The 23,055-nt window shown below is 33.9% G+C and carries 18 protein-coding genes; 5 read left to right on the top strand and 13 right to left on the bottom strand.

From position 1 onward, the window contains the following. The first annotated feature begins 130 nt into the window (after positions 1-130). Positions 131-517 carry a hypothetical protein gene (locus tag SJY23_RS12125; RefSeq protein ID WP_035337047.1) on the top strand — a complete coding sequence of 129 codons (387 nt, stop codon included), beginning with the start codon at positions 131-133 and terminating at the stop codon, positions 515-517. A 142-nt stretch (positions 518-659) separates the two neighbouring features. Continuing rightward, the gene (locus SJY23_RS12120; RefSeq protein WP_396596546.1) at positions 660-962 is read left to right on the top strand and encodes a hypothetical protein; all 303 of its coding nucleotides are present in this window, start codon (positions 660-662) and stop codon (positions 960-962) included. 141 nt (positions 963-1,103) lie between these two features. Here SJY23_RS12120 and SJY23_RS12115 read toward each other — a convergent pair whose 3' ends face one another. Beyond that, a complete protein-coding gene (locus SJY23_RS12115) occupies positions 1,104-1,820 on the bottom strand; it encodes an SDR family oxidoreductase (protein WP_396596545.1) in 717 nt (238 codons plus the stop codon). A gap of 112 nt (positions 1,821-1,932) precedes the next feature. Here SJY23_RS12115 and SJY23_RS12110 point away from each other — a divergent pair, with 112 nt between their 5' ends. Both SJY23_RS12110 and SJY23_RS12105 read left to right on the top strand, forming a co-directional pair. Further along, positions 1,933-3,036 carry an esterase-like activity of phytase family protein gene (locus SJY23_RS12110; RefSeq protein WP_396596544.1) on the top strand — a complete coding sequence of 368 codons (1,104 nt, stop codon included), beginning with the start codon at positions 1,933-1,935 and terminating at the stop codon, positions 3,034-3,036. A gap of 63 nt (positions 3,037-3,099) precedes the next feature. After that, a complete protein-coding gene (locus SJY23_RS12105; RefSeq protein WP_013752231.1) occupies positions 3,100-3,378 on the top strand; it encodes a DUF3817 domain-containing protein in 279 nt (92 codons plus the stop codon). Here the strand turns inward: SJY23_RS12105 and SJY23_RS12100 are convergent. After that, a complete protein-coding gene (locus SJY23_RS12100; protein WP_396596543.1) occupies positions 3,371-3,736 on the bottom strand; it encodes a DUF4870 domain-containing protein in 366 nt (121 codons plus the stop codon). The two genes, SJY23_RS12105 and SJY23_RS12100, sit on opposite strands and share 8 nt — an antisense overlap. A gap of 76 nt (positions 3,737-3,812) precedes the next feature. On the opposite strand from SJY23_RS12100, the gene mnmE reads away from it, so the two are divergent. Continuing rightward, positions 3,813-5,201, top strand: coding sequence for a tRNA uridine-5-carboxymethylaminomethyl(34) synthesis GTPase MnmE (gene mnmE, locus SJY23_RS12095; RefSeq protein WP_396596542.1), 1,389 nt, complete (start codon positions 3,813-3,815; stop codon positions 5,199-5,201). Positions 5,202-5,426: 225 nt separating this feature from the next. Here the strand turns inward: mnmE and SJY23_RS12090 are convergent, their stop codons facing one another. The 11 genes from SJY23_RS12090 to SJY23_RS12040 all read right to left on the bottom strand — a co-directional run bounded on the left by SJY23_RS12090 (position 5,427) and on the right by SJY23_RS12040 (position 22,965). Further along, positions 5,427-10,073, bottom strand: a complete 4,647-nt coding sequence (locus tag SJY23_RS12090) for a DUF5689 domain-containing protein (RefSeq protein WP_396596541.1) — start codon at positions 10,071-10,073, stop codon at positions 5,427-5,429. A 162-nt stretch (positions 10,074-10,235) separates the two neighbouring features. After that, positions 10,236-11,306: an NADPH dehydrogenase NamA gene (namA, locus tag SJY23_RS12085; RefSeq protein ID WP_396596540.1), complete on the bottom strand. Its 1,071-nt coding sequence runs from the start codon at positions 11,304-11,306 to the stop codon at positions 10,236-10,238. A gap of 286 nt (positions 11,307-11,592) precedes the next feature. Beyond that, positions 11,593-12,945 carry a capsule assembly Wzi family protein gene (locus SJY23_RS12080; RefSeq protein ID WP_396596539.1) on the bottom strand — a complete coding sequence of 451 codons (1,353 nt, stop codon included), beginning with the start codon at positions 12,943-12,945 and terminating at the stop codon, positions 11,593-11,595. A 39-nt stretch (positions 12,946-12,984) separates the two neighbouring features. After that, on the bottom strand, positions 12,985-15,003 hold the full coding sequence (locus SJY23_RS12075; RefSeq protein ID WP_396596538.1) for an SDR family NAD(P)-dependent oxidoreductase: 2,019 nt from the start codon (positions 15,001-15,003) through the stop codon (positions 12,985-12,987). Then, entirely contained in the window at positions 15,003-16,148 is a 1,146-nt protein-coding gene (locus SJY23_RS12070; protein WP_396596537.1) for a DegT/DnrJ/EryC1/StrS family aminotransferase, read from the bottom strand. The genes SJY23_RS12075 and SJY23_RS12070 overlap by 1 nt, the downstream gene beginning before the upstream one ends. Before the next feature lie 42 nt (positions 16,149-16,190). Next, the gene (locus SJY23_RS12065; RefSeq protein ID WP_396596536.1) at positions 16,191-17,366 is read right to left on the bottom strand and encodes a sialidase family protein; all 1,176 of its coding nucleotides are present in this window, start codon (positions 17,364-17,366) and stop codon (positions 16,191-16,193) included. Positions 17,367-17,540: 174 nt separating this feature from the next. Next, complete coding sequence (locus SJY23_RS12060; protein WP_396596535.1) at positions 17,541-18,149, bottom strand: sugar transferase; 609 nt, start codon at positions 18,147-18,149, stop codon at positions 17,541-17,543. A gap of 38 nt (positions 18,150-18,187) precedes the next feature. Then, a complete protein-coding gene (locus tag SJY23_RS12055; protein WP_396596534.1) occupies positions 18,188-18,622 on the bottom strand; it encodes an acyltransferase in 435 nt (144 codons plus the stop codon). A gap of 10 nt (positions 18,623-18,632) precedes the next feature. Next, on the bottom strand, positions 18,633-20,558 hold the full coding sequence (locus tag SJY23_RS12050; protein ID WP_396596533.1) for an NAD-dependent epimerase/dehydratase family protein: 1,926 nt from the start codon (positions 20,556-20,558) through the stop codon (positions 18,633-18,635). Then, positions 20,555-21,937 carry a hypothetical protein gene (locus tag SJY23_RS12045; protein ID WP_396596532.1) on the bottom strand — a complete coding sequence of 461 codons (1,383 nt, stop codon included), beginning with the start codon at positions 21,935-21,937 and terminating at the stop codon, positions 20,555-20,557. The genes SJY23_RS12050 and SJY23_RS12045 overlap by 4 nt, the downstream gene beginning before the upstream one ends. Continuing rightward, positions 21,937-22,965: a hypothetical protein gene (locus SJY23_RS12040; RefSeq protein WP_396596531.1), complete on the bottom strand. Its 1,029-nt coding sequence runs from the start codon at positions 22,963-22,965 to the stop codon at positions 21,937-21,939. The genes SJY23_RS12045 and SJY23_RS12040 overlap by 1 nt, the downstream gene beginning before the upstream one ends. Positions 22,966-23,055 lie beyond the last annotated feature (90 nt).

Raw genomic sequence — 23,055 nt, 5'->3', positions numbered from 1 at the left:
GAAGGGTCTAACTGACTTTTCGGGGATTTTTTATTTAAAATACTATGCATACATAGTTAATGTATTGGTAAATAGATGTTTGTATTTCTATTTATTAGTATATTCAATGTTCAAGTTCCCTAACAAACCTATGACAGAACCAATAGAACACCACCTTAGCTTATCATTCGGAGAGTTAACTATCTATAATGATTATGTTTACACCGTAATGAACGAAGGAATTACAGTACAACCTAATTTTAATGATATTCTACTAGCAATTGCAGAGATATATTATAGCAATAAAGAGTTTGTATATATAACCCACAGAATAAACTCCTACTCTATTGATCCCATTATCTATCTAGAAACATCAAAAATTGAAAACCTCAAAGGGTTTATAGCTGTTTGTCCAAACAAAAGCCTTATAGAATCATTTAGAGTTGAAAAATTGTTTTTTAAAAAACCTTTTGCTGTGTATCAAACACTTGATGAAGCCTTAGATTATAAGGAGGTATTGCTTTCTGGTAAGCAATGATTTTTTTTGCAACAAACACTTTTATCTTCTTAAAAAAAGAAGGAGTTTTGCAGCCAATTTAATCCCCTACACCCACTTGAAAAATATTAAAGAATTTGACTTTGGAAAAATCCAAATCGAACAGAATTTTGTCATTGGTACCATGAAAGAAGGCTCTCATGTTGATAGAGCATCTAACCAGTTACTATTATCATTTTGCAAAGACTATTTTAGTGATGAGCCTTTTGGTTATATCTCACACAGGCTCAATTCATACTCTGTAGATCCTACTGTGTATATGGATGCTGGAAGTCATCCTGGACTCAAAGCTATTGCTGTTGTATTTGATAATCCACTCATTAAATCTAATGTAGTACTAGAAAAACAATTTTTTAATCAACCCTTTGAGTCTTTCAATTCTGTTGATGAAGCAAAAAAATGGTTATCAGAGTTACTCATAAAATAAAATTTTACACGATGATATCATTGAGCGTTATAGTGAAGTAGCGTACGTTTACAAACCATTAATAAAAACAATTTTTGAATTAAAAAATAAAGCCTTCAATTTTATCTAAAATTGAAGGCTTTATATGATATTCTAATACTACTATTTAGTAGGTGGCTTAGATGGTCGCACCTCTATTTTACTAGGTAAAGTTCTTGGATGCATTTTAAGTAGATCGACGGTAATTTGGCCAAGATCTTCTGGCTGTATACGCCAGTCAGTCCCTTCCTCTGGTGATCTACCTCCAAAATGGCTACTTACAGAGCCTGGCATTATGGTACTCACTTTTACATTATCTTGTCTAAGATCTAACATAAGCGCTTGCGAAAAGCCTGTCAAACCAAATTTACTCGCATTATAAGCTGTTCCTTTTTCAAAGAAATTTGTTCCTGCAAGACTAGAAATTGTAAAAATATAACCTTCTGATTTTTTAAGCGCTTCAAGAGAGGCTTTTACTGAGTAGAAAACTCCCGTTAGGTTCGTATCAATGGTCTCATCCCATTGTTTTATAGACATATCTGCAATACTCTCAAAATGCCCTAGACCTGCATTTGCAATGAGCACATCAATTTTCCCAAATTTATCTAGTACAGCTTTTACGGCATTTTGCTGGCTTTCATAATTTCTTACATCTGCTGCAATACCGAGTATGTAATTATCATTTTCAGTTAGTTCATGAGCTGCTTCTTTGGCACCTTTCTCATCTCTTCCTGTGATTGCAACCTTCATTCCTTGATGCAACAAGGCTTCGGCTATACCTCGCCCTATACCCTTAGTTCCACCAGTTATTAATGCAACTTTATCTTTTAATGGTTCCATGATTACGTGTTTTTTATAAAGATAATCACGCTTTCGCGAAAGCAAACAAGAAATTTTCTTAAACTAAATCTAAAAAAGTGACACCTTTGTAAATAACATAACTCGTTCTCAAATGGCTTTTAAACAAATCTATTCGCTTCTTATCATAACCCTGTTACTCTCTTGTAAATCTTCTAGCCTTCTTCAAAGTAAAACGCAAGAAATAAGACAGCTCGACTTTGTAAATGAAGTGATTATTCCTGCCGATGCTATGTATGAAGGTATAGCTGTGGGTGGCCTATCTAGTATCGATTATATGGATGGTAAGTGGTATATCATAAGTGACGATAGAAAAAATCCGCGATTTTATATTGCAGATATTAAGATTGAAAATGGCAAGTTACAATTACCTGTTTTCACCTCGATGGTAAATTTTAAGGATACCTTAGGTATTGCTTTTAAAAGTGGTCTAGCTGATCCAGAATCACTGCGGGTAACTCCTTCTAATGACATTATATGGTCAAGTGAAGGAAATATAAGCAAGGGGATTAATCCTTTTATAAGAACATCAAATATGGATGGAGCGTTTAAAAGCGCTATTGCGATTCCTTCTAGATATCTTGTTCAAAACGATATTGCTAGTGGCCCACACAACAATGGAGTTTTTGAAGCGCTCTCTAGAAATTACGATAACAAAGGTTTCTGGGTAACTACAGAATTACCACTCAAACAAGATGGTATTGTACCTACTTCAAGTGACGCAAACTCTCCCGTACGTATTGCATATATAGATCATGAGCGTAAAACGTTTACAAAAGAGTATCCATACATGCTAGATAAAGTAGCTAGAGAAGGTAAGCTTGAAGTAAACGGCGTGACTGAAATTTTGTCATATAACGAACACTCTTTCCTAGTTCTTGAACGATCTTATGCATCGGGCCATGATGATGGTGGAAATGATGTTAAGATTTACCAAGTTTCAACGAAAAATGCAACAGATGTAAACGACCTAAATAGTCTTTCTAATTCCTCTTACACCCCTGTGACCAAGAAACTTTTATTAGATTTTAGTAGCGTGCGTAGTCAGCTCACAGATGGTATTGTAGATAATATTGAAGGAATGACTCTTGGTCCTAATTTTGAAAATGGAAATAGATCACTAGTCGTTATCTCTGATAATAATTTTAACTCCTTTGGAAAACAACTTAGTCAGATAATACTATTTGAAATTAAATAAAAGTTACTCTTTGATGAGTAGGCTTATTACTAGTTTGCCCTTATTTTTGTTGAAAAATATACGATGCTTAAGACCTTTAGAATTCTCAGTGTATTAGAAGGAATATCATTTTTATTAATCCTTTTTATCACCATGCCATTAAAGTATATATTTGATAATGGAGCACCTAATAAAGTTATTGGTATGGCTCATGGATTTCTATTTCTTGCCTATGTAGTAATGGCAATTATGATGAAATCTTATATGAAATGGAACAATAAAACAGTAGGAATCGTCCTTTTATGCTCTATTATTCCATTTGGTACTTTTTGGATGGATAAAAAATATCTCCAGTCTACTTAAAGAATTCTATACTGATATAATAATTAGGCTCTTCCCCATTACTAGCTCGTATTGCATTTATTATAGGCAAAATAAAGCCTAACACCGCAAGTATTAATAAAGTAACGAGACCTAACCCAAATACTAGTATTGCAGGGATGCTCAGTATGCAATAAATGAACAGACTTATCTGAAAATTTGCAATAGATTTCCCATGCTCATCCATGTTAATTACTCGGTCTTTATTAGAAAGCCACAGTATAAGTGGTACTATAAAACCTCCAAAACCAGTTATATAGTCTAGAAGTTGGGATAGATGAGTAAGTGCTAGCAGCGTTCTATCTTCACGCGCAAAATTAGTTTGTTGTACGATTTCCATATGATTGATTGTTGATTGATACTATATATGTGTATGCTTACGCGAAAATGTTACACGTTTACGTAATTTTGCAAAGATGAATGTACAAGATACTATAGTAGCTTTAGCAAGTCCAGCAGGCGCTGGCGCAATTGCTGTAATACGCGTTTCTGGAGCTCAAGCCCTAGAAATAACCTCCCCTATTTTCAAATCTGTAAGTGGTAAAGTGTTATCAGAGCAAAAAACACATACCATTCACTTAGGACATATTATGGATGGTGAGCGCACTATAGATGAAGTTCTAGTCTCATTATTTAAAGGCACAAACTCATACACTGGCGAGCCTACCGTCGAAATTTCTTGCCACGGATCTAATTATATTCAGCAAGAAATCATACAGTTACTATTAAGGTCGGGCTGTCGTGCTGCGCAGGCTGGAGAATTTACGCTACGTTCATTTATTAATGGTAAAATGGACTTGAGTCAAGCAGAAGCTGTTGCAGATCTTATTGCAAGTGATAATGAAGCTTCTCACCAGATCGCAATGCAACAAATGCGAGGAGGCTTCTCTAATGAAATAGCACAGCTGCGTCAAGAGCTTTTAAACTTTGCATCCCTCATTGAACTAGAATTAGACTTCTCTGAAGAAGATGTTGAGTTTGCAGACCGCAGCCAATTTAAAGAGCTCATCGCTCGCATCACAAAAGTACTCAAGCGTCTCATAGATTCTTTTGCAACAGGTAATGTGATAAAAAATGGAATCCCCGTAGCTATTGTGGGCGAACCTAATGTAGGGAAATCAACATTATTAAATGCGCTGCTCAACGAAGAACGCGCCATTGTATCAGACATTGCTGGTACCACTCGCGACACCATAGAAGATGAGCTATCTATAGGTGGTATTGGTTTTAGGTTTATAGACACAGCTGGCATACGAGAAACTGTAGATGTAATTGAAGGCCTAGGAATAAAGAAAACATTTGAAAAAATAAAACAAGCACAAGTTGTGATCCTGCTTTTTAGTGCAAATGAATTCCTTGCAAATGCTGAGATCTTTAAAACAGAGATTGAAAAAATTAAAAACAAGTTTCCTCTTAAGCCTCTTATTATTGTTGCCAATAAAATTGATCGAGTAACTGAAAATGATATCACAGCAATAAGTAATCAAATACCAAATCTTCATTTAATTTCTGCCAAAGAAAATAAAGGAGTGGACGGTCTTAAAACTAAACTTCTTGAATTTGTAAACACTGGAGCCCTGCGCAATGACGAGACTATTGTTACAAACAGTAGACACTACGATGCATTACTCAAAGCACTCGAAGAGATAGAAAAAGTGCAATATGGACTAGATACAGATCTCTCAGGAGACCTTATGGCAATAGATATTAGAGAGGCACTTTATCATTTTGGAGAAATTACGGGACAAGTAACTAATGATGAGCTTCTTGGAAATATTTTTGCAAACTTTTGTATCGGAAAGTAATTACGATAGCCAGCAAAAAAATATAAGAATCTTCCTAGATATTTTGCAAAGTAGATTGATTTAGCATTTTTCTTTAACATTTTATAAATCAATCCTACATTCATCAAAAAAGAGTTTTGGAGTATTAGTATTTAGAAAACCTTCATTTGAGTATATTAAATAATAAAGGCTGAGCAATAACAGTATTGCTCAGCCTTAAAATTATTGGGATATAGTACTACCTTATTATCTCTTGATAAGAACTTTCGTCCCTTGCACTACTCCATTTACAGTTGGCTTTAAGAAGTAAAAGCCTCTATGTAAATTTCCTAATTGAAGTGATGTTGTAGATTGCCCTTGAGAAATTGTTGCATTTTGAGAAAATACACGAACACCAAAGATATTATATAGTTCAAAAGTCACATCAGTATCCATAGCGCTAGTGATTTTAACATTAGCATCTTTAATTACTGGATTAGGAAATACTTTAATTTTAGAAATAACAATTGAAGAGTTACCGCAAGCGCCTAGTGTTGCACCTTTTCGTAAAAATACTCTTGCAGCATAACGGCTTACACAAAGTGAGCGCCCCTTGTAACAAAGCTGAACTCGCTTGTAATATGGATTATTACCACATGTTACATCCTCTACTGTAACAGTAATTTCCTTTGTAGTCTCACATCCATTATCATCCATTATTGTAACTGTTACGGTTGTTGTTTCTTCAGAACAAAAAGTAATACTTTCTGTAGTCTCCCCCGTACTCCATAATATGGATGTATCACCTTCTGCCACAATATCAGATACAGATAATACTGTACAATTAGAATCATAACCCTTGTATATAGTCACATCCTCAGAAACTGAAAATGTTATCTGTGTAGGACTAGATATAGTAATGTTCTCAACTAAGAGTTCTTCATCATTACTATCACTAATAATTACTGAATAGGTGCCTTCGGATAAATTCTCGGCAAAATTTTCTGTTTGCCCATCACTCCAAACAAAGCTATACGGAGCAACACCTCCTGTTATAGAAACGGTTGCAACTCCATCATTTGCATCAAAACAAGTGATGTCAAATGCTTCTATAGATACCACTTCTAGAGGCTCTATAGTATCAAATAAGAATCTAGCTGAAACTGGAAAGTGATCAGATGCAGTGAATGCATAATCTTCATCATAAAATTGATATCCTATTGATGCACTACTCTCGATATAATTCTCAAAAAGTTCATTTGTGATGGCAATATGATCAATCATATTTTCTCTAGATACAAAAGATCTAAATCCAGCATCACTTAATACACTTGTAACAACGTTGTAGTTTTCTGGATCTTGTACGTAAGTTATAAATGATGATTCTGTTGTGGGCACACCATCTGCAACCGTCTCATCTACATCATCATTGTAATCTCCCAAAAGAATAACCTTTCTATCTGAAAATTGTGCATCTAGAGAATCTTTAAGTACTTCTACATCATAACGACGCATATCATATCTATTTTGAGATTGCGTACTACCATTTGCACGTGCATGCAATGCTATTAAATCTATTTGCTCTGTGCTCCCGTTTATAGTAACATCTGCAGTCATTAAGAAAGGTAGACGACCACTTGCATAAAAACGATCTGTAGTACTAGGATAATCTACTAAAGCACTATCATCACCTCCATTGTATAATGGGTGTATTGTAGCTAATAGAGCTTGTGTTTTCACAGGATTCACCGTAGCAGTTTTATAAATAAAACCAAGCTTTTGAAAAGGTGGTGTTCCTGTTGGATTAGAAACAGCATCAGACAGGATATAATCGTAGCCTTCTAATCCATCTACTAGTTCTGCGAAAAGTACATCATCTGCAATTTCTTCTACAGCAATTACATCTGCATCTAATCTTCTTAGTACTGTGCGTACGCTATCTCTCTGTATTTCATCAGACATAGGTCTGCCAGCTGGCGGAGCATTATTTTCATCCCCGAACCACTCAATATTCCACGCGACTACATCAAAGCTATCATCCCTTGAAACATCAGAGGTTTCATCTGGACTTTCGAAAGGAGTAGCGCATGGTATATCACCTGCTAGTCTAGGTAATAGTTGGAAATTATCGCCAAAACGACCTACAACTCCTACAATATCACAACTACTAGGTTGTGTTAATGTAATAAGTGAAGATGCATTTCCGTCGATACGCAACTGACCTGTTCCACTGCTATCTGTAAGTTCAAAGTTAGAATTTCCAAATAGTAAGTCACCTGGATTTGGGAAACTTGCATTTAAAACACGCACTAATTGTCCTTCATAATTAGATAGTTGTGATAATTCAATGGTAATAGGTTCTATAATACTTGTAGGTGGTGAATTAATTTCAACAACATTGACAGGACTTATCTGTGCTAGATTATTGAATGCACTTCTAGTACCTGTAACTGTGATAGAATCACCAATAGTAAATACATTCTCACCATGAACAAGATTATCAAATATTGCAATTCCTCCCGTTGCATCTTGAATAAATGCAGGTCCATTAAACTGATCACTTACCGTCAATATTCCAGTAGTTGTAACGGTATCTCCTTCAGCCGCTGCTCTTACCTGCGATATAGTAAGTATTTCCCCTGGAACAACAATAGCATCATTTGCCTTACCTGGTGTAGGGGTTTGAGCTACATAGTTTGCTGTATTTCTTGTCCCTCCTTGTCCGTTTGGAATTCTCTGTAAAGACTCTGAGTCTTTACTTCCATTTTGATTTTCGTTAAGTTGTTCTTGTTCTGGATTTAACAATATAATTAACTCTGAATCAGTATCGTCATCAGTTCCATAAACTATTGCATCAACGAGTCCATCAAGGGTTACTACTGATCCATTTGGAAAATCAGCGGCAGTTCCTTGATAGAGACCTATAGCATCTGCTCCATTTTGAAAGGAGTTACCAGAAATTACTAAATCTACATTTAAAACATCTGCATTTCCTAAAACAAAGTATCCTTCTTCATTTGTAATATAACCCTCTAAGTCAAAGGTATTATAGACAGTATCGCCATTTCCATTATAAGCAACAACAACAAATCCTGAAAGGGAAGTGTTTCCTTGTCCACCATCGTAAATTTCAAGAAATTCTTGTGAATCTGATCCTGGGGTGTCTGCATCAAGTTCATTAATGACTAAAGTAATTGGTTCAGTAGCATTGCTATTTGGGGCTCCAGGAGTAGGCAATGCACTCACATAAGTTGTAGTTTCTCTCAAACCACCTGATCCATTTGTAAATCTCTGTAAAGAGAATATATCCTTATTACTTAAAATATCTTCATTAAGCTGTTCTTGACCTTCTTTTAGAAGTATAAGCAAACCATCATCATCTGCATCATTAGTATCGTAAACAACGGCATCTTGAAGATTGTCAAGATTTACTGGACTTCCATTAACAAAATCATATGTAGCATCTTTATAAAGGGCAATGGCATCTGCTCCATTCTGAATCCCATTACTAGGAAAAACAATACTTGCTGAAGATATCGCTTCATTTCCTAAAACAAAAAAGCCACGTGCATTTGTAGTAAAACCATCTAAAGAATAAGATGCATAACTTGAATCACTAGAACCATTATAAAATACTACGGTGTAACCATCAAGAGGTGTATTACCTGTTCCACCGTCATATAATTCTACGAATTCCATGGTATCTGTACCAGTATTGTCTGCATCAATTTCATTAATGATTAATACTGTGTCGTCTTTTGGTTCTGAAGAAACTACCATGTTTTCAGAGTTTGGAGAATTAATAGCTTCCCCTGCTGATGGTATTGCACTTGGAAAACTTGGAAGACCAGCACCATTAAAATTATTTCTAATCCAGTCTGTTGTACTTCCCGAATTAGTTCGGCTAGGAATTCTAGATGCTCCACCTACTGTAAAAATTCCTCCGTCAAAATCATTGGTTAGTACAACATCGCTGTATGACAAATCTCCTTCATCACCATCACTTACCGCTACACTATCAATAATCTCATCCCAAGGATTAAAATCAATTAAACCATCTACATCTGTATCAATAGTTTCTCCGAGGTTACCACTAAAGTTTGTGACAAGAAGAATCGTTTGAGATCCATTTTGAAACACATTGTTTTGAAAAGGTATTGTGTAAAGCCCATCTGAAGTGGTAGTACCTAATTGAAATACTGAAGTAATAGTTCCTACAGAATTTACATCACCCTCAATAATTAAAAGTGAATAGGCTGAGAGGTCTTCATTGTCCCCTGCAAGAACTTCTATAAATTCGTCGGTATCAGAACCAGCATGATTAAATACAAATTCATTAATCATAGGCGTGATAATCAAGGTGCCAAAAACTTGATTCGTATTTACCGCTTCAAAAGTATTTGAAGTTGTAATTTCCCAAGTAAAATCACCTGCTTCTGTACCATTTCCAGATAAAGATAGTGAACTTTCGGTTGAAGTATTTGCTCCTTCTGACACACCTATGTTTCTACTAGTCAAGCCATCTGCTGGACCTCCTATAGCAGTAAGTTCTCCTTCATATGATATAAATTGAACCAAGTTACCTGTTCCATCTACAAGAGCAATACCATCTGGAGCTCCATTCTGAATTCCTGTAATAGGATAATTTACGGTTCCATAACCATTTTGTTGATTGGCTATTACTCCCGTAAGGTCTACTGTTCGATAAGGTTCGTTATTAGAACCATTATATAAAACTAATGACCATCCTGCTAAATCTGTCCCCTCAGGTCCAGCAAGTTCAATTCCTTCATTAACATCGCCCCCTGCGTTGTCATAATGCAATTCATTAATAAAAACACCTTGAGCATTCGTATTAGCACTAAGAAATGCCAATACAATGCACAAAAGTGCACTGAGTAGTTTTTTTTTCATTGAGAGAGTTTTTAGTTATGATTTTTGCAAATCTACAATCAAACTCAGTGTTCAATGTTTCTATATTGTTAAGCAATCGGCAAGTGGTGATGAACAATAATTTTGACTTTATTATTCTAAAACAGCTATAATTATATATCACTTATTTTCAAAAAGTTACAGCTATTTTTTAGGTTTTGCTCTTTGATATTGATTCGGCCAAGCAATCTTCTTCCCTCCTAGTTCTGGACTTAATAATCCAAAATATGGATTTCGTAACATTTCTCTACCTACAAATATTAAATCTGCTCGATCATTAGTTAAAATATCATCAGCTTGAATGGCGTCATCAATTAAGCCTACTGCACCCGTGGCTATTTTAATTTCCTTTTTGATTTTTTCTGCAAAAGGAACTTGATAGTTTTTTTTAACTGGAATTTCTTGATTCTTAACAACACCTCCCGTTGAACAGTCTATCAAGTCTACTCCATTATCCTTAAGAAGCTGAGAAATTTTTAGAGAATTTTCAATGGTATGACCACCTTCTGCCCATTCTGTAGCAGATATACGTACAAACAAAGGCATTTGAACAGGGACCACCGTTCGAATTCTTTCTGTCACCTCCAATAACATACGCGCTCGATTTTCAAATGTACCGCCATATTCATCCTCTCTTTTATTAGTAAGAGGCGATAAAAATTGATTTAAGAGATAACCATGTGCTGCGTGTATTTCAATAACATCAAAACCTGCTTCAACAGCTCTTCTAGCTCCATCCACAAATAACTTTATGATATCTTTGATTTCGTCCTTAGAGAGTTCTTTTGGCATAAGGCCGTTCTCATCAAACGCTATAGGTGATGGCGCTACAGGATCCCATCCACCATCATCACTAGTTAGTATTTTACTCCCCTCCCAAGGTGGTAATGTACTTGCCTTTCTACCAGCGTGTGCTAGTTGAATTCCCACTGCTGTACCTTGCTCTTTAATAAAATTTGTAATTCTCTTTAGAGGCTCAATATGCTCATCTAACCAAATTCCCATATCTGATGGTGTAATCCTTCCTTCTGGAGAAATTGCAGCAGCCTCAGTAATTATTAATCCGGCCCCTCCTACAGCTCTAGAACCCAAATGAACAAGATGCCAATCATTTGCCATTCCGTTAACTGAGCTATACTGGCACATGGGAGAAACTACAATTCTATTAGATAATTCTAAACCTCTTATTTTGAATGGAGTGTATAATTTTGACATATTTATTTTGTTAGGGATTTTTATACTCTAAGAATAATTTCTAAATACTACTTCAGTGACTATTTATATATGAATTCTACGCAATAAGTAAATTCATTACAAATGAAAAAATCAAACCTTTTCACAAAGATAAACTCCATTATAAGAGATACGAAGACGAGATAGAAAAGACTTAAGTGAAAATTATTAAAATTATATAACTAGGAATGCAATAATCAATTTCAAAAGAACAAAAAGCTTTTCAATTGTAAGCTACCTCGAATATTTAAGCTATTTTGAAAAATAATCACTCTAAGTTGTACTTGTACCCTATTCCTATACTTGTTGCATTAGAGAAGTCATTGATATAATCTGCTCCTAAAAAAAGATTGATAATTCCGAGAATATTGGTGTCATAAGAAAAATTTGCATAACTATAAAACGCTTGTTGTCTAGGTTTAATGGGCGAGTTGTACGTTCCAAGATTCTGTATATAAGACCCTTTAATTGTATAGTCAATCTTCCCTAGTGATCCAGCTATACCTAGATGATGACCTATCATTCTGTTATTACTAGGCGTCATTGTGTTGCCGAAGGGATTAATTAACGGTAATCCTATAATAGCACCTTCATAAGTCCACCCAGATGGATAAATATTATTACTAAAATAATTATCATCACCACTCTGCTGGTTAAGTCCTTCTGTTGGTCTAGGAGCGCCACTCTGCGATACCGTTTGTATATATTCATAAAGTATTGACCTAATCAACTTACTTCCTTTAGGTAAATAAGTTATACCCCATACACCATCAGGAAAATTATTTAATTCTCGTCCAGATCGATCTTCAAACAATGATTGATGATAGAGCGCTAATGTTCCATTTTTGAAGTATTTTTTATAATTAACATTATAACTACCTAAGTGATTGCCTAAGGCATTTATAGCTTCATTTGGGTTGTCTATATCCCCTCCATTTGCTCCAATAAATATCCTACCAAAAGCTTTTAAGTCACTAGGAAGCTTAGTTCCATCTGAAAGCGTACCTCCCCATTGTGCATAATGTCTAAGTGCTACTGACAGTAAACTTGTTTCATTTATAGTCCAATTAACTCTTATCATCTTATAATGAATCTGAGCATTTTTCGTAATGCGATCATCATTCAAATTATATTGGGCTAACGCTGCATCTAAAGAAAATTTCTCTGATAATTTAATTGGTCTCGTGTTGGAAATTATAATTCCTGGAAGTGGTCGTGCATTTCCAGTTTGTAAAATATTATTATTTATAGTGGAAAGATTATACTTCTCTGGAGTAAGCTGTTTTGCACCTGCAGTTACTAAAATCCATTTGTTTTTATATTCAAGGTAGAGGTTACTTCTTCTTAGGTTATCATTAAACCCGTCAGAAATATAAGCCCCAGCGCCTAGGGTAAACATATGATTATCTGAGATGCTATAGTTCGCTTTCGCGAAAGCGGAAACCCCATAACTACTTGACCCACTTAAGAAACCTTGACTATTAGTAAAGCTCCAAAAAGGAATTGTACCTGAGCCTGCAAGAACTCTAGATTGAACTATACTACTTACTTTAAAAGTATCTTGGCCAACACAAATTGATGTATATAACCAAAGAATAATTAAAATTGCATTAGTTCTCATCAATATAGGAGAAATATTAGAAGTATGTATCTCCTTTAGTTAGATCATCTTCTTATCAGAAGCTTTTACTGACAAACTATTACTATTGGAATTATCAATTCCAGCAACAGTTATATCTAACAATTCATATTCTGAATTATTACTCTTAAATTCGGGAATAAATGATTTAAGTTTTGCTACGCTTATAATATTATCATTTTTAATAGCTGCTTTGATAATATCAGATACTTTATTATTTACATCATCATAGTCTCCTGATATATCTTCGCTTATCATAATTTTTTTATGATGGGTAGGTAAAGTTTTACTTTGATCGCTCAATAATTCTTCATAGAGCTTTTCACCAGGTCTAAGCCCTGTTATTTTTATTTCGATGTCTTCACCAACTTCATAACCTGCCAATTTTATCATTTTTTCAGCTAAATCCATTATACGAACAGGATCACCCATATCAAAAATAAAAATCTCGCCACCCCCACCTAACGTTCCAGCTTCTAACACTAACTGACAGGCCTCTGGTATTGTCATAAAATACCTAATAATATCAGGATGAGTAATTGTAACAGGCCCCCCTGCCTCAATTTGTTTTTTAAATAATGGAACTACAGATCCATTTGACCCTAGCACATTACCAAAACGCGTTGTAATAAATTTGGTCGTATTATTTTTCCCTTTTCCTATTTCTTTAAAATATTTTGACTGTACATAAATTTCTGCAGCTCTCTTAGTCGCTCCCATTACGTTTGTAGGGTTAACAGCCTTATCTGTACTAACCATTACAAAATGACTTACTTTATGCTTAACTGCAATATCGGCTAAGTTTTTAGTACCATAAATATTTGTAACAATTGCTTCTGAAGGATTACTCTCCATCAATGGAACATGTTTGTAAGCTGCAGCATGATAAATTATATTGATTTTAAATTTATCAAATAAAACTCTCAAACGGTTTCGATTTGCAACATCACAGATCATGAATTCCATATCTACATCTGGATATGATGCAATCATTTCTAATGACAAAGAATGTAATGGCGTTTCAGCCTGATCTAAAATGATGAGTTTACGAGGATTGTAAGAGGCCACTTGTCTCGCAATTTCGCTACCTATCGAACCTGCTCCACCTGTCACTAACACTATTTTGCCAGAGATTTTTTTAGCCTTCACTTCATCATTAAGCTTAATAGGCTCCCTATTTAATAAATCTTCAATTTGTAACGATTTTAATTGATCTGTAACGGTAGTCTTCTCACTCCAATTAATTACAAGAGGAGAATTGAAAACTTTTATATCGTGTTCTAAACAATTATTAACTAAGTTAAATTTTTCTTCTGCATTGAGAGAATTACCTGCAAAAATTATGGCTGAAGCCTTTAATTTATCAACTAAAATTTCAATTCCTTCATTCAACTCTAAAACAGGTTTACTTAAAATTCTTAAACTTTTATTCTGTCTTTTTGAAACAAATCCCTGAATTACAAATCGCTGAGGATGTTCAATTTCTAGAGCGGCCGCTATAGAAATAGCCCCTTCATCTATACCTACAACAACGGCAGGAATAATCTCTTCATCAAGCTTGATACTTTTAAAAGACTCATAAAGTTGCTTGATAGCTAATCTAAAAGAAAAAAGGAGTACAAAACTTATCACTGAAAAAACGATAAGCCCGCTTATAATAAAAACTTTTAACTCAAATAGAGAAATCACTAAAAAGTTAATTAAAATTAAGACTATAAGACTTGTAGCTGAAGCTAAAAGCAACTTAAGCGCATCCATATAAGATGAGTGTCTTATGAGACCGGCATATGTTTTAAAAACTAACAAGAAAATAAAGTTAACCCCTACAATAAGCGCTAATTGCTGACTTAATCCGAGTACTTTCAAAGGTTGAATACCTAAATCGTCAAGTAGAAAATAAGCAATAAACAATGATAAGGTTATGGTACAAGTATCCATAAAAAGCACAGACCATCGTGGTAAATACCGCACATTCCTTATATCAAGTCTATTTTCATCAGAAAATAGATTATTAATAGCATTTATTACTCTTTGAAACATTAATCATTTTTAAAGATTGTAAATATAACGTTTTCTATGCGGTCTCTATCCTCGTTGGTTAGATTTGAACCGGATGGCAAACATAGACCTTTATCAAATAATTCTTCTGAAACTTTTTCTCCGTAATATGGAACTTCTTTAAAAACAGGCTGTAAATGCATAGGTTTCCATAGTGGTCTTGATTCTATATCAGCTTTTGCGAAAGCGTTACGTAAATGCTCCCTAGTGATACCATTAGTTTCAGATGGTTCTATAATAATTGCTGAAAGCCAATGATTACTGAAATAGTCTTTAGAAGGCTCTGAGAAAACCGTAACACCCTTAATGTTTTTGAACTGCTCAATATAAAAGTCATGCATCTTTCTTCGTAAAGCAATATGCTTGTCTAAAACTTCCATTTGTCCTCGTCCTATACCTGCAGAAATATTACTGAGCCTATAGTTGTAACCTATCGTAGTGTGCTCATAATGTGGAGTATCATCACGTGCTTGTGTCGCTAAAAATACAGCATTACTCTTATCTGCTTTATTTTGACAAACTATAGCTCCTCCACCACTCGTAGTAATAATTTTGTTACCGTTAAAAGATAAAATCCCAAACTTCCCGAATGTTCCACACTTTTGGTTTTTATATGTAGACCCCAAGGCTTCGGCGCTATCCTCTACTATAGGAATATTATATTTTGCAGCTACTTTGTTTATCTCCTCTACCTTGTAAGGCATTCCGTATAGATGAACAGCCACAATTGCTTTTGGTTTCTTGCCATTAGCAATCCTATCTTCAATAGCCTCTTCTAGGTGAATCGGGCAAATATTCCAGGTTTCAGGTTCGCTGTCTACAAGTATAGGTGTAGCACCTTGATACATTATAGGATTAATACTACCACAAAAAGTAAATGATTGACAGATTACTTCATCTCCTGCTACTACACCACATTGTATTAAGGCTAGATGTATAGCTGCGGTACCAGAACTCAACACGGCTACCTCTACGTCCTCATTTTGATAAATCTTGAGATCATTTTCAAAACCATTTACATTAGGACCTAATGGAGCAACCCAATTTGTGTCAAAAGCTTCAGTAACAAACTTACGTTCATTTCCTCCCATATGTGGAGATGATAGCCATATTTTAGAATTCTGCATTTAATTGAAATTTTGATGATGTTTTATATTTAGGAAATAAAACTAAGATTTGCTTATTTCTATTTCTCTAACAAAAATAGCTTTTCTTATATTGTTGTTTTCATCTCTATTTCTAAAATATGAATAAATCAATAAAAAAGAATTATCTGATATAGGTAGAATTCCCGTATATCCACAAGATACTTGACCTGAGAGACCATGATAACGCATCATTTCAAAAGGCTCTGACCATTCTACTCCTAAGGAATCTAAGGAGAAACGTACTTGCACACCAGGACGACCTGATGACAAGACTACTATACCGTTATTTAGTTTTTCTAATTGCGGTAAAACACCATTACTAGTAATCTTTACAGGGTCTGACCAACTTTTGCCTTTATCATTAGAAATACTCTGGAACATATCGCCCACAAGATAATTAGGGCTCGAACGCATTATACAAATTAAATCCCCATTGGCTAGAACTTCAAATGTGGGTTCTTGAAAACCTATAAGACGATTTTTATCAACTTTATGATTTTCTTTACTAGAAGGTATAGAACCTTGAAAATCCCAACACTCTCCATCATCATAAGATATATAAAAATCTACACTTGAGGAAGATACACCTCCTTTACCATTTTTGTAAAAACCTGGATTTATACATTTTAAAAGATAGCCGTCTTTTGTTGCTTTAATTTTACCCCAAGCTTGCTGTGCAAAAATTCCATTTTGAGAATAAGATAAAACTTTAAAATTATTTTTTGGGACTTTCTCTCGTATGACAGAATCTGACCCCCTCTTTATTCTGTTCTGAACGAAACCTAAATACTTATCAGGAACATCATCTCTCTCATAAAATCTCCAAATTTTCCCATCATTCTCTTTTTTTGTTAAGTAAGGTGAAGGTAATGTCATTTGATTTTCTTTGGAGAATAAACTCAACATTTTCAAATAATCTCCATTAGGTAAGAGGTGACCAATCATATAGGGCCTATCATTCCACTTAAATGTCCATTTTTTACCAGAATCATTAGAGTATTTCCATCCATATTTGTTGTTAGCACTTATGTCATCAGGATTCATACTCCAAGTTACAGCTATTCGACCATCAAGTACATTGAAAATTTTTGGAAACTGAACAAAACCCCAAGGTTGCTCTTTTTTTGCCTCATAAACCTTAATAGGTTCTTTTAAATGAACTTTGAATTGCGATTTGCCGTTGTTATGATAATCCACATAATTTTCCCAGTAAACTGCTAGACCTGGTTGAATACTATCATTACTAATTCGAGTTTTGCTATGATTCCAAATAAATTGTTTTGGTTGATAATCTTTAGGTCTTACTGTTACTTGCGAAGAAAGATTAAATGAAGCTAGAAAAATTAAAAAAAAAATCTCATTTATTTAAATTTACTTTTTGCTACCTGTAAATGTCTCCATTGAAACTGACGTCTCAGAACTTATACCGTCCCTCTTTATTACCTTTAAAAAGGTTTTAAAAAGAACATTGACATCTAGAATAAAACTCAAATTATCTACATACCACACATCAAGTTCAAATTTCTTTTCCCAAGATATACTATTTCTCCCATTAACTTGAGCCCATCCCGTTATTCCGGGTTTTACGTTATGACGTCTTGCTTGACTTTCATTATAAAGAGGTAAATACTTAGTAAGTAAAGGCCTTGGACCCACTAGTGACATATCACCTTTAATAACATTAAGTAATTGAGGAATTTCATCTAAAGATGTAGATCTTATAAATTGTCCAACTTTTGTTATTCTTTCTTCATCTGGTAAAGGTTGTCCATTTTTATCACATTCATCTGTCATTGTTTTGAATTTTAGGACAGAAAATATCTCACCATATAATCCTGGACGTTTTTGTTTAAAAAAAATAGAACCCTTAGTTTTGGTTGAAATTAAAATTGCCACCACAATGAAAATTGGTAATAAAAAAATAAAAGCTGAAAAAGCTATTACAACATCAAGTAAACGCTTTAAATATAGTTTATACATTAACAAAATTTAAGTTCTGAAACTATTTAATATAGACTTTAGACTGTAAGAGATTTACCGCCATCTTTAATTTGACCTTTTTCATTCACGATCACGCCTCGTTTTATAATTCTTGCTGGATTACCTACTACAACACTATTACTAGGCATTGACTTTGTAACAATGGCACCTGCACCTACTACTACGTGATTACCTAATACAACACCAGGTAAGATAATAGATCTTATTCCAATTATACAATTAGAACCAATTTTAGTATCTGCTTTTAGTGATCTACTATGATCATGCGATAATATCATTGCTCCGGCAAGCACCCAAGTAAAGTCACCTATATATATACCTCTAGGATTGATACTTTTATCTAAAACTGCTTTGTAAGATATAATTGCTTTTTTAGATATATTCATAGAATATATCTTATTTAAGTACATTGGGTAAAGAGAAGATAAGATATTCCAAAGTTTTTTTCTCATAACACAACTTTTAAAATTTACTCGCAATTTCTTTAATAATATCGCTTAATTTCAGATTTTTTGAATATCCTAATTGTGTGATTTTGGAATCATCTATAGTAGCACTTACTACATTTTTATCCTGTTTTAGTAAATCAAAAGAGCCACTACCCTTCACCTCGCTTTCTATGAGTTTGCTGTAGGATGCCATTGTTATATTTTCTCCCCCAAAATTTAAGATTTCAGGTAAAACTTGAGTATAACTCAATTCTTGTAAAAAATCAATAGCTGTAACAACTTCATCTATATGAACAAGATTTGTTCTATTGTCTGGAGTGTCCAATATTATTTTCTCTCCTGCAATGTATCTTTTTATCATTCCACCGAAAAAACCACAAGAACTAATATTATTTGGATTCATAATTCTGGCTATCCGTAATGACACAACATTAGAAATAGGAGAAAATTTATTGAAATCAGCAAATATCTTCTCTATAAGTACCTTTTGAAAAGCATATAGACTGTTTGTCACTACTTCGATTTCTTCTGTTTTATCTATAACACTAAATTGATCGTAGACAGATTGTGAAGAAATATTCAAAATAAACGGGATTTTCGCCTTTGCTATTTTATGAGAGAGCTCTTGTAAAAATAAAATTGCATCATATTTATGAGCGTCTGGCTCTGGAGCAAGCGCGCTTATAAAATTTATCAAAGTATCTGACTGGCATAAAACCTGATCAACATTGACATCTGAAGTATCATAGATAGTTACATCTTCTCTTTTGAAAAGATTCGTATATTTTTCTAACGATGTCTTACGACAGATAAGGTTATAAGAAATATCACTATCTACATCTTTACCATTCAAATAATTTTGACCTAAATTACTACCTGCCCCTAGAATTGTTATAATCTTTTTTGATGAATCATCTTTCTCCCTAGCTATAGTTGTGCAGGCAACCTGACGTACACCCTTCTTGCCAGGAGCATAAGAACTAATAGCAGTTTTGGGTAAATTAAGAAAATCATTTACTAGATATTGTACTTCATTAAAACCTAAAAGCGCTCTATTACCTGTAATACCGGTAAAACGCATATTCATTTCAAAAAAGAATAAACCATTTTCAGAAATACGCCCTTGTATGTTAACAGGACCCCGAACTCCTTTTTCTTCACAAATAGGTACAAATTTTAAAATTTCATCCAAATGTTCAAAAGTCTCAGGGTTTATAGGATCTACAAATACCGGGACCCCATTTTTAAGAGTATTTTTAGAGATAAAAATTCCTTCAAATTTAGAAGAGCTTGAAAAAACAAGTTGAATTGAAATTTCAGAACGTTGTATGAAATCACCTTGAGCAACTGCCTTTTTTATAGCTTCATAATTAGGATCGGTTTTCTCAGGAAACAAATATGGTTGAATGATATCGTTATCAGTAAGGCCTTCAAGATCTTTGAGCGTATTTACAATAGAAATACCCTGAGAAGCAGATCCTCCGGATGGTTTTACAATAGCAGGAAAGATTGTAGTATCTGGTTCTTCTTTAAAATCTTTTACAAAGTATGTTGGAACGATATTACACCCTAAAGGTTTCCAATAATCAAACCAAATCTTTTTGTCCCTACTTATTTCTATAAGGTCAGGCTTTGAGACAATAACAGACACGCCAGCTTTATTAAATCGATCAATTTCAGTAGCAAATACAAAAAGCTCATGATCATGACCTGGAATGATAAGGTCTACATCGTGCTTATCGCATAAATTTATTATAGTGTCTAGATACTCTTTTGCATAAATACTTGGCACCACCTCAAAGACATCACAATAACTGTGGGCGTAAACATTGGGGTTTCCATCACATCCTAGAATGCGATAATCTCTACTAAGATTTAATGAATCTATCGCAGATTGTCCCACTCCAGAGCCTACACAAGTAACTAATACTGTTATCATATATTTAAAATATCGTTCATTAATGAGCTATCAAAATTACTGTAAATATCGGTGCTATGTGTAATCTTCTCATCTTTATCTTCTAAAGAGATGAAAAAATCATCCAAAGTATCTAGAGGTTTGAACAAAGATTCTTCAAGTGAAGAATGATCTCGCTTTAATTCTCCGAAATTAATTTGACGTACAGTTTTACCTAAACTCAAAGCTTCATACAGTACTGTCGATTTGTCTCCAAAAACTATTTTAGATTCTAATATAGACTCTTGTACATTTTTTGTATAAAGTTCTACTTTAACGTTAGGTAATGCTTTTAAATCTTTCTGTTGACTATCACTTAATACTTCTTGAGGATGCAACCTTAGTACATATGTGTAGTATGTATTATTTAAAGAAAGAGTCTTAAGTACACTAATAATTTTTGAAGTAATTGCGGGGTATGAAATAAATAATAACCTTTTATGATTTTGAACAACACCTTTATATAAATTTTGATAATCTTTTAAAGCCCACCCGATGTTTTTAACTTGAGGCAAGGGTAATCCAAATTGTTCTCCAACCCACATCCTGCCAAAACATAAAAACAAATCTGGATCGACTTTAGCGTTATAAGGCCCCGTATATAGTGCAGACTCTGCCGGTGTAGCACCGTGCTGAAGCTCGTAAATAGGAATTTTCAAATCGTGTGCAGCAACTATCTGCGGTATAAAAACTGTCCTGCTTACTAAAAAAACACTCTTCACATCCAGTATTTTGAAGAGAATTTTATACAACAGTCTATTAATTACAAATGTCCCTATAATCAAAGCTAATTTTAAACTAAAGAATTTTTCTATTGAATATATGGTTGCAAGACGTTTTTTTAACAGACTTAATCTCGACTTATAAAAAAACAACACAAAAGGCAGTAGTAGTAAACTTACCACTTTAGATATATAACTAAGACAATCTATTTTAATGGTTTTATCCCCATTTGCTCGCGGGTTAGAATATCTTCCTCCAAGGCTGTTCTGAAAAATTACCGTATCTCCTGGAAAAGTTGTTTTAGCAATAACTGGGTCTGTAAATTTATCATAATAAATACCACTTTCAAATTCCAAACGAGGAAAAGGTAAAAATAATGTAGTATCCTGCTTTCGCGAAAGCAAGACTTTACAAAGTTCATAAACAGAGACAATAGACCATTTTATAATATGAATAATATCTATGTTATTTTTTGTAGTTTTATTAGTAAAACCGTTTACATTTTTTAGGAAGGATACTCTATATCTAAACCGGATAAGCCTCCATAATGGTACACCACCTAATACTATATCATAAAGACCGTTTTTCTGTTCTAAAAAGTCTAATTGTTTAATGTATTCTTGATTAGATAATTTCATTATAAGCTTTCAGTAAGTTTGTTCGCTTGCGCTTTACCATAAGCCCACATAACAAATAGTATAATTATAAAATCGTATAATGTTAAGAACAAAACAGTATCTGTATATGCTCTTAAAAGTACAGCAAAAAACAATAAGAATAAGAAGTAACTTCTTTTTAAAATTTTAAAAAGGGCTACTATTAAAAGTGGAATTATAACAAAAAACAAAGCGCCAAAAAAATGATGAAGTCGTATGTATGAGTTATGGGGATTGCCACCATAATGCTTAAACCAAGGGTTATCTGTATAGTTATATCCTAATATAAGATTCTTAGTATTCATATGAGCAAGATATTCGTTTTTGAGAATATCTCGTGATGGGGAATCAATACCCCTTTCTGTAAATCTTTCTAATAGCGTGAAGTTCTCAAAAATTAAGATTATAGTATCTAGTTGGCTTATAATGAATAATGCAAGTAATGCAAATAATGCAAACCCAGATATGATCTTAGTGCTCGTAGTAAGAAGTCTCCACCTCACAAAAAGAACATTTATTACTAATAAAAAAGTTATAATAATACCGGCTCTACCTTGAGCGATAAGTGCTAAAAAAAGACCAATAAGTGAAGGCCATAATGATAGTTTTACTTTTTGATTGCTTTCTACATATCCTATAAGCACAGTATTCATTATCATTACCACAGATACGTAGTTCACACTCATTTGTAAAAAAGCACCTTCTAAAGTCCCTTTAAGCACATAGAACGCCATGAAATAAAATCCAAAAATTAAAATAGGGATTTTGATTATTCGTGTGGAGAACTTATTGTTATATACAAAGTAGGCTAATGAAGGCCCAGCTATCAACATTAAGATAAAAACTGATAACGTGCCATTTACAGTTTGTATTAAGATAGTGGTAGCTAGAAAGAAAAAGTATATTATTACAGGCAACAGTTTAAATCTAAAGCCTTGATCAATACTCTTTGTGTACAATACTCCTAACGTAGATATACCTAGAACGAGACCATAAAGAGGTAATCTCATTAAATCGTTCCCTACATAATATAGGAATGCCACAATAAGATATGCGCAGAGAATAAGCGAGTTTGTTCTAAGACGCCTCTCTGTAATCTG

The organism is Dokdonia sp. R86516 (assembly GCF_044596715.1).
Taxonomy (GTDB): Bacteria; Bacteroidota; Bacteroidia; order Flavobacteriales; family Flavobacteriaceae; genus Dokdonia.
The sequence above is the reverse complement of the archived record's forward strand: the minus strand, read 5'-3'. Positions and strand labels throughout refer to the sequence as shown.